This window comes from Rhizobium sp. P1_C7 (genome assembly GCF_056406295.1).
In genome coordinates this window covers 1-624 of record NZ_JBFUAL010000076.1, presented here as the reverse complement: position 1 = coordinate 624, position 624 = coordinate 1, and the positions used below count along the sequence as shown (strand labels likewise).

1 protein-coding gene is annotated in these 624 nt (G+C 61.0%); it reads left to right on the top strand.

Annotated elements, in window-relative coordinates:
* Window positions 1-52: 52 nt before the first annotated feature.
* Window positions 53-624 (top strand): IS66 family transposase (locus AC1D2R_RS32220; protein ID WP_477973882.1); only part of this gene is annotated, 572 nt, incomplete at its 3' end.

Here is a 624-nt window from a genome sequence, read left to right as displayed (position 1 = left end):
GTCTTTGCATTGTTTTGTTTGGCTTTTTCGTGCTGCCTTGCTATAACGGCGCATGTCATCGCCCCTTGATCTCAGCCTGTTTCCGGACCTTCCGCCAGAGGTTGTCAAAGCCTTTGCGGCGATGCAGTTCGAGCTGTCGGTCGAGCGTGCYGCACGTCAGCATGAGCAGGCTGTGGTGGCCGAAAAGGACGCGTTCATCTCCGAGTTGAAGGAACTGATCGAGAAGCTTGAGGGGCAGGTTCACGACTATCGGCGCACGAAGTTCGGGCCGAAATCGGAAAAGCTAGATCCGGCGCAGATGGAACTGGCGCTGGAAGACCTTGAAACGGCGATCGCCGAAACACAGGCGCGGATCGCCGCCGTCGAGAAAAAGATCGAAGCCAGCACATCCGATCCGGAAAAGGCCGCTCCTCGCAAGGAGCGGAAGGCCCGTGCACTGCCCGAACACCTGCCGCGGGTCGAGCGCGTGATCGAGCCCGAGAGCATCGCTTGTCCCTGCGGTTGCGGCAACATGGTCCGGATCGGCGAGGACCGGACGGAACGGCTCGACCGGGTCCCGGCGCGCTACGAGGTGATCGTCACGATCCGCCCGAAATACGCATGTCCCAAGGGTCGAACGGGCGT